Source organism: Flavobacterium cheonhonense, from assembly GCF_035671315.1.
Taxonomy (GTDB): domain Bacteria; phylum Bacteroidota; class Bacteroidia; order Flavobacteriales; family Flavobacteriaceae; genus Flavobacterium; species Flavobacterium cheonhonense.
On sequence record NZ_JAXAVY010000008.1, the window covers coordinates 65,377 to 73,854 of the forward strand.

The 8,478-nt window shown below is 32.4% G+C and carries 9 protein-coding genes; all 9 read right to left on the reverse strand.

Going from position 1 to position 8,478, the window contains the following annotated elements:
* Position 1: 1 nt before the first annotated feature.
* Positions 2-1,915 carry a type II secretion system protein GspD gene (locus tag SK086_RS13105; protein WP_324692223.1) on the reverse strand — a complete coding sequence of 638 codons (1,914 nt, stop codon included), beginning with the start codon at positions 1,913-1,915 and terminating at the stop codon, positions 2-4.
* Positions 1,916-3,319 carry a GspE/PulE family protein gene (locus SK086_RS13110; RefSeq protein ID WP_324692224.1) on the reverse strand — a complete coding sequence of 468 codons (1,404 nt, stop codon included), beginning with the start codon at positions 3,317-3,319 and terminating at the stop codon, positions 1,916-1,918.
* Between the two features lies 1 nt (position 3,320).
* Positions 3,321-3,803 carry a hypothetical protein gene (locus tag SK086_RS13115; RefSeq protein ID WP_324692225.1) on the reverse strand — a complete coding sequence of 161 codons (483 nt, stop codon included), beginning with the start codon at positions 3,801-3,803 and terminating at the stop codon, positions 3,321-3,323.
* Between the two features lies 1 nt (position 3,804).
* Complete coding sequence (locus SK086_RS13120; protein ID WP_324692227.1) at positions 3,805-4,239, reverse strand: type IV pilin protein; 435 nt, start codon at positions 4,237-4,239, stop codon at positions 3,805-3,807.
* Between the two features lie 142 nt (positions 4,240-4,381).
* Positions 4,382-5,503 carry a type II secretion system F family protein gene (locus tag SK086_RS13125; RefSeq protein WP_324692229.1) on the reverse strand — a complete coding sequence of 374 codons (1,122 nt, stop codon included), beginning with the start codon at positions 5,501-5,503 and terminating at the stop codon, positions 4,382-4,384.
* Positions 5,504-5,995, reverse strand: coding sequence for a hypothetical protein (locus tag SK086_RS13130; RefSeq protein ID WP_324692231.1), 492 nt, complete (start codon positions 5,993-5,995; stop codon positions 5,504-5,506). It abuts the gene before it with no gap.
* The gene (locus SK086_RS13135; RefSeq protein WP_324692233.1) at positions 5,979-6,344 is read right to left on the reverse strand and encodes a hypothetical protein; all 366 of its coding nucleotides are present in this window, start codon (positions 6,342-6,344) and stop codon (positions 5,979-5,981) included. Before SK086_RS13135 ends, SK086_RS13130 begins: the two co-directional genes overlap by 17 nt.
* A complete protein-coding gene (locus SK086_RS13140; protein WP_324692235.1) occupies positions 6,301-7,512 on the reverse strand; it encodes a hypothetical protein in 1,212 nt (403 codons plus the stop codon). The genes SK086_RS13135 and SK086_RS13140 overlap by 44 nt, the downstream gene beginning before the upstream one ends.
* Positions 7,493-8,293 carry a toxin-antitoxin system YwqK family antitoxin gene (locus SK086_RS13145; RefSeq protein WP_324692237.1) on the reverse strand — a complete coding sequence of 267 codons (801 nt, stop codon included), beginning with the start codon at positions 8,291-8,293 and terminating at the stop codon, positions 7,493-7,495. Before SK086_RS13145 ends, SK086_RS13140 begins: the two co-directional genes overlap by 20 nt.
* Positions 8,294-8,478 lie beyond the last annotated feature (185 nt).

Sequence of the window (8,478 nt, forward strand, 5' to 3'; positions counted from 1 at the left end):
ACTAATACACCACTGTAGGCTTTATAAAAATATGCAGTTTTGAGGTACTTTTAGATTTCTTTTTACTACTAAAAAACCAACTGATGATAGGAATTCTGGAGATTAATGGGGTCCCTGTCCCTGAATTTTCTTTTTGTAATTCGTCTAAACCGCCTAAAAGCACCATTTCACTGTTCTTAACTCTAACCAGAGATTCAAATTTTTGTGTAGCTTTTCCCGGAGGAGCTGTTTCTCCTGCCCTACCCAAAAAAGAACTCTTCTCAACAGTAATGTTTAAAGTTACATTTTCATCGGTAGAAACAAAAGGCTTAATTGAAACACTGAGGTTAGCATCTGTTGATTTCCATGAGCCCGATTGCAAAACATTATTTCCCAAACCATTATTAATCAACTGATTGGTCTGTTCAAAATAGTAACTGGTTTCTCCTATGGCAAGTTTAGCCTCATGTCCACTGATAGTTGCAATCTTAGGAGTAGATTCAATCTTAATAATCGAATTATTCTCAAGGGCTTGTAAATTCAAATAAAAAGCATCGGTTACTTTTCCCAGCTTAATAAAACCCAAACCATTAAAAGCATTGATTAAACTATTTACTGAAGAAGCATTTAAGCTCATATCAGTATTGGGAAACAAAACACCTCCGGTTGTTTGGGTATTATTTTTATCCAAACCGGCTTTAATCCCCGTTTGTATATCGTATGATTTTTTATATTGTACTATTATAACCTCAATCTGTACCAAAGGAACAACCTTATCAATCTGTTTGATGTAAAGCCTAAGTTCATCTACAGTTGTTTTAGAACCGGATACAATCAATCCATTTAACTCTACAAACTCTTTTATTTCCAATTTTTCACTAAATACCCTGGGGAGTGATTGCAATACCGATTCAATGGACCTATTCTCTAACTGTATCAATTCAGTAGCTCTCAATCCCTCTGTTACATGCTCTCCAATTAAATAATAATTGTCTTGCTTTTTAAAAGTATATTTTTTACCCTTAAAAATATTATCTAACAATGAATCAAATGTCAGATTTTCAGCGTTAAGAGAAGTTTTTTCATTTTCAGGTTTATTGTAAAAAAAATAATTCACTTTTGATTTAGCTGCAGCATCCATAATCAAATCAGTCGCATCAGCCACATTAGCCCTAACATCCAAAAAGCCGTTTTTATTTATATCAACTTGGTAATAACCCGGAGAATCTGCGGCTAGTTTGGCACCCTTGTTTTTATTGTTTTTATCATTACTAACAACTCCTGAGTTGGTATTAGTTCCCGTGGCTTTATCCAAAATATAAAAACCGTTATCATCTTTGGTAGCTGATAGATTATTAGACTTGGCCATCATTTCTATAACCTGATCAAATGGTCTGTTCAAAATATAAGAGGATACCTTTAGTGTTTTAATATCTGGCGTTAAAATGATGTTTTTACCCGATTTATCAATAATGGCCTGAGCAACATTGGGAAGTGAATCGTTCTCTAACTTCAACGACAAAAAATCATTCTGTGAGTTGTAAAAAACATCTATTACTTTAGGTTGTTTTTTAACAGGAGGTAATTTTACTTCTTTGTGTTTTTTAAAGATGATAATATTATTGATAAACTCAACATCCAAATCATACTTTTGAGCCAAAAAAACAAAAACATCCTTTACAGTAACATCAAAAAAATTATTAACTACCGGTTGATTTAAATCACTATCAACACTCACATTTAGTTGATGCTCTTGTGCTATCGAATTGATAAAATCGTGTAGTGTCAATCCAGACACATCAGCTTTCATCACATTATTCAACCCTTTCTTTTGCTTTGCAAAATCATCAAACTTACTATTAAGAGTTCCAACATCGTTTTGAGCTGAAACCATGTTAGCAAAAAGAAAAAATAAAACTAAATATAGATGCTTCATTTACGACGTGATTAAAATTGAATAAATTTCCTCTAATGAGGTTTCTCCCTGAGATAAAATATAATATGCCTTATCAGATAATGTTTGATGACTGCCATTTTTACCTAAAAACCCATCCATCTCATTATTCTTAATACAGCTTACAACCTTTGAGTCGATACGTAGTATTTCATAAATAGCTCTTCGACCACTATAACCCGTATGATAACAACTATTACAACCTTTAGGTTTAAACAGAGTTGCAATCGGATACGGTATCGTATAGCTTTCCGGAAAATCTTCAGAAACAAAATCAGTGGGCTCTTTACAATGCGGACAAAGTTTCCTAATTAATCGTTGCGCTACAGAAATGTTTAATGTTTCTGCTATTAAATAAGATGGAATTCCCATATCAATTAAACGGGATATAGTGCCAACTGCCGAATTAGTATGTATTGTTGACAACACCAAATGCCCTGTTAATGAGGCTCTAATAGCCATCATGGCAGTCTCTGAATCTCTAATTTCACCCAACATAATAATATCCGGATCCTGTCTTAAAAATGATCGAAGTGCAGAGGCAAATGTTAAACCTATGTCCTCCTTAAGTTGTACCTGATTAATCCCTTTCAAAGTATATTCAATAGGATCTTCAACGGTAACAATATTGCGAACAGAATCATTCAAAAGTTTTAAAGTAGCATATAATGTAGTTGTCTTACCCGATCCTGTCGGACCACTAATAAGCAAAATGCCGTTAGGTTTCTTTACAGCCTCTAAATAATATCTTAATTCTTCTTCTTCTAAGCCAAGTGTGCTTAATTCTATGTGAGAGGCATCATTTCCTAACAAACGCATAACAATTTTCTCTCCAAATAAAGTAGGAAGTATTGATACCCTTATGTCAAAATTATCAGTAGTAATTCTCCCGTCTTGAGGTAGACGCTTTTCAGTGATATTGAGCTTAGACTTAATCTTGATTTTATTAACCAATTCCAAATAATTCTCATGTTCAACTTTATAGCGCTCTATAAGTTGTCCGTCTATCCTAAATCTAATTCGAGCATCTTTTTCGTAAATTTCAAAGTGAATATCACTACTTTTTAAGGATTTAGCCTCAGAAATCAATCTCTCCAAGAAATCTTGTTGGTCTATCTGAAAAGATTTACTACTCGCTGTTATACGCTCTTTTCTGTAATATAATGATAATGCCTTTTCAACATCTTTACTGTCAACAGGAATCAACTGTACGCTCTTACCCAATAAAAGAGACAATTCCTCTTTATGGTCATCGTTATTGTAAGCTTCATCAACAAAAAAACTTAACCCTTTCTCAGTAACTTCACTTGGAATAACTTTATAATGATTAGCCAAATCACTACTAATCAGATGCTGATTCTCTATAGTTAGGGTAAGCGCAGACATATTATAAAATGGTCATTTTAGGCAATGGTAACCACAAGTCTTTAACAACAATAAGCATAAGTAAAAAAGCAGAATAACCCGCCAAAGGAACAGTCGTGTCTTTAATTATCTTTTTCAACCCGGTTTGTAAAAATATTGAGAATACCATAGAGCAAATAAAAAACAACACATATTCTCTTGTCAGAAATAATGGAGATATAGCTACATAAAACAGTAAATCTCCCAAACCGAAATAATTGGTAAATGGGTTTAGAAACTGCTTGTTTTTAACAGACATATAAATAACCAAAAAAATAAGAATTAACGACAAAAACACTAAATTTAAAATATAAATTATATAGGGATATGGAGTCTTCTCTTCAAAAATATAAAGAGCCATTGCAAACAATACCACAGGAATGGCCACATGAATTTTTCGGAACTTTAAATCTTGATACAAGATAAGTCCTAAACATACAAACAAAACAAATAGTAAAATTTCCAAACTATTCTTTAATTACCTCCGTCAAAACTTTTTTACTGTCAATCTCCCATGTATTAAAGGCACCATCACCATCCAAATCAGAAACAGAAGTGGCTCTGGCCAAAAAGGATTCATTGTTTGCATCTACAATTTCAATTTTGTAAACCGCCTGACCACCTTCATCAACCGTCAATTCTTGTTCAAATCCTATTTCTTCTAAACTATTGGAATACTTAGAAAAACGATAAAAATGACTTTTCTCTAAACCATACAAATGATTCAACATTGCTTGGGCCTCTATAGCCTTTGCCTGACTAATTACAGCCGTTTGATTAGGCAAAACCATTAGCAAAATAATCCCAATGATACACAAAACTATAAGAATTTCTGTCATAGAGTAGGCTCTTACCATAGCGCCTTTAAATTTTCTCCAAATTATTCCTTTTAAATGCTTCATTTCAATACCAAACTGATTAAACAACTCTGTTAACTCAATTACTGTTTTAATCCAATACTGTTTTCTAAAACCAATAGAATTAGGACTACAAATTAAAGTTTTTTTTTAAACCTACAAGATTTTTCTTTAGTTATTTCAATTACTAATTTCTTATAATTTTACTTAAATCAAACATTGGAGCATACATAGATATCATAATAACACCAACTATAACCCCTATAAATATGATAATTAATGGCTCAAGAACAACTCCAATCATTTTAGTTTGATGACTTATTTCCTCATTATATTGCTCCGTCAAACGGTCAAACATCACGTCTAACTGATTTACCTGTTCAGCCACTTCAATCATTGAAACCATTTTATCTTCAAAAACAGCATGCTTTTTCAAGCTATCACTAAAAGTAACTCCTTTCGTAACATCCTCTTTTATAACAGCTATAGAAATTTCTATTGGATAAAATCGAATCATTTTTGAAGTGAGACTTAAAGAAGTGAGTAAAGAAGTTTTGGAAGAGGTTAAAAGCTTCATCGACTGACAAAATCTAGAGAGATATATTTTTTGAACCAACTTACCAAAATAAGGTATCTTCATAACCAACTTAGAAATGAAACTCCTATACCATTCTTTAGACTTATTTAAATAATGAAAAACAATCAACCCTAATAATACCGCAATAAATAACAAAAAAATAGTCCCGGAATGTTTAGACAACTGAAGTATAATCTGAGTGCTCTTTGGCAGCTCACTGCCAAACTGCTTGAAAACTGAACTAAACATGGGAACCACCTTGTTCAACATAAAATACAATACCGAAATGGTAACTACCATAACTATACTCGGATAAGTCAATACAGAAATAATTTGTCGCCTCATCTGAATTTTTCGGTTAAAAAACTGCTGCAATTCAAACAATACTTCTTCTAATTTTCGAGTTTCCTCTCCTATTTGAACACTATAATATTCATAAGGTGAAAACTGTGTGGTTGATATCATAGCCTCACAAATACTCTTCCCTAACACTACCTGATCTTTAATCTGGGTAATCACTTGCTTTTCCAAAGATGATTTTGCTTGTTGCCCTAAAATCTCTAAGGCCTTTTTAAAATCAACACCCGACTTTAAAAGCATACTCAGTTCCCTATAAAAAGTCTCCTTTTTTTTATCAGTCAACTTCTTGGAAGTGCTGTTTAACTTGAATTCAAAGTTAAAATCACTTTTGGGTTTTGGCCCCTTTTTATATTTATTTAAATCCACTCCCATTTATGGCTCCGCTTTTAATAGTTGATTAGGATATATTCTCTTAAAAAAATTCATATCCAAAAGTTTACCATTCACATCAAATTGAAATTTAAGGCGCTTTAAAAACAATCTTTTATGTTTATTAGCTATGGTATCCATCTTTAATGATTTCATGGCAATAGCAAAAGTATCTGTAAAATCATCTTGCACTCTAACGGTGAACAGCTCCCCGTATTCATAACGCACTACCGCTCCGCTGTAACTCTCAAAAACTATATTGGTATCCATTTCAAACATTTGCTCACTGTCAAAAATATCTTTAGTAATAGCATAACTCAAACGATTCATATCGGCAACATATCTATTCTGTTCCTTAAAATCATTCATTCTTTCACTTAATATAGAAAATATAACATAAACAACGCCTATAACTATAGCAGTTATAACCATACTAAAAACAGCCTCCATAACAGAAAAAGCTTTAACAGCATAAAAGTTATTCTGTTTCAACATCTCGAATATAAAATTGGTTTTGAAATTTTGCCCCTATCGAATCTCTTTCGTGTATTGTTACTTGAAGTAAATCGGTTGTTACACGCTCATAACGCACCTCAAAATCATCACCTGCTAATGGTAATACACTATCTGGATAAACCTGACTCATATAATACAGTGTTGTCAATTTATTTTTAGTATTGTAATATTGAACCGATGTTTTTGACGTAAATACCTGTGAATAAACCAAAACAGCAATATACAAACACACGGCTATGATACTTAATGCTATAACCGATTCAAGCACTGATTGTGCTGCAACATTAGAATACTTTCTTAATAGGCTCAAATGAAACTTTTTTTTCATTAAACAGAGGTATTGATACAAAATAGTCAGGACGTAAAGAAACATCTATTGTTGTATCAATAAGACAATTTTCATAAATCGATTGTGAGTTTTGACCACACAATCGGTAAGCATATACGGTTCCGTAAACTTTTCCGTCCATTATAATTTTTCCGCTAGCATAAACATCTCCAACAATCAAGCTATTCTCAAGTAACCTAATATTGTTTTGATTAATACTTTCAATCGGATTACCATATAAAACTACAGCACCTTTAACTGTGCTGTTCTTTCCAATAATAATCTCTCCATTTTCTTCTGAATCATTATAAAGAACAACAGACGAGGGGTACTGTAAAATAACATCTTCTTCTACTACAACTTTTTGGGTAGCAAAAATCTGAACCGAACCGCTAAATCCCCGTCTTATTTTAACCACAGGTGCACTAATAATAACATCTTCTATTGAAAGTGTTTTGTCTAGTTCTAATGAATCATTAGAGGTAATTATAAAATTACCTTTTACCCTTTTCAAACCAATAGTGTAATCGGAAATAATCTTTATTGTTGGGTTTTCAAAAGAATTAAAATACGCTCCTCGAGGATTAGAACCAATATCTTCAGCATTAGCAAGACTAGAGGACATATCTATTAGTCCATTTTTAAAATCAGAACGAATACTGGGCAACAATCCTGATGACGAAGAAATCTTACCTTTGGAAATTAGCACATTAGGATTGCTTCCTATATAGCGTTCATTAATATTAGCGTAAGGCAATACCTTATCACCAATCAAAGTTACAAGACCTGAATAAGAGATTTGAGGGGAAAACTGAGCCAAATGCAGTGCTGTACTATTGCTTATATATGAACCCACAAAGTGGGAAGAATTTAAGGTGTCATTGTGGTAAATGCTTTGGACGATAGCAACTTTTAACAAACCATGATTTTTAAAATGAACTTTTGAAATTATTCCATCCTCTGTAATTAAATCCTCTGCACTTGGTGTTCCTTTTGACAAAAAGTATTGTAATGCTGAATCATTTTGAATGTATAAAGCCTCCCTTGTATTGTAGTATAAATTAAGCATTCTGTATAATCCGGAAAAATACAATAATCCACTGCATATGATAGCAACAATTAAGCAAACGTAAACAGCATACAATAAACTATTGGCCTTTATTAGCATCAGCTTTCTTTTTTTTCGAAAACAAACGAGTAAAGAAGTTTGATTTTCTTGGCTTTGCAATTTCAGCTTTGTCACTACTCTGTTTCTTGGAGGTTTTTAATTTGTCACTTGAAACTTTCTCTTTAAGATTCTTTTGACTCTTTAACTCAGTTTGTCCATTCTTTTTATTGGCCTTGTCATCAACAACAGTAGAATCTTTTTTCCCAAATAGTCTTTTAAAAAAGCCTTTTTTAACCTGGTCTCCTTCTTTAGCTTCCTTAACTTTATCAGGTTTAGCAATAACCACATTCCCTAATTTATAGACTAATGTATCATTAGATTTGTAGTCGATCCATCTCCCATGTTTTTTATCAGACTTATACCGCCCTTTCAAAATCAAATGCCCTTGCTCGTCATACAAAAAACTCATACCCCTTTTCAAACCATTATCCCAATATTCGTAACTTTTCATGGTCCCGTTACTGTGCCAAGTTTTCCAAACCCCTACTCGAAGTCCTTTTCTAAACTCACCCTGCTCCGCCAATTGATTACTTAAATAAAACTTTTCAAAAACATCATCCAATAATTCTCCCGAAATTCCATACTCTGATTGATGTATGGAACCAGCTTTAAACCAAAAATAAGTTCTTCCTTCTTTAACGTCAGGAGCCTTATCTGTTACAAAAAACTCATATCTGAACTCCTTATCAGATATCTTTTTTTTAAGCCTGGGTTCCTGAAAAGACAACATCAACAAAGAAGCCAAAACCAAAAAAATGCGGTATAGATTTATTTTTCTCAAAATCAATTTATTTAAAAAACAATGCAATATAATGTTTTAAAAAAAATAAAAAAAGAAAGAATTTACGGAACTATATTTTTTTTAGTAATTTTGATTAAAATGATCCACTTTTGTTATTGAAAACACATTTTTACAATAGTTAACCAAATCACTCAAAGACCGTAAATTGTACAACAAAGCAAAAT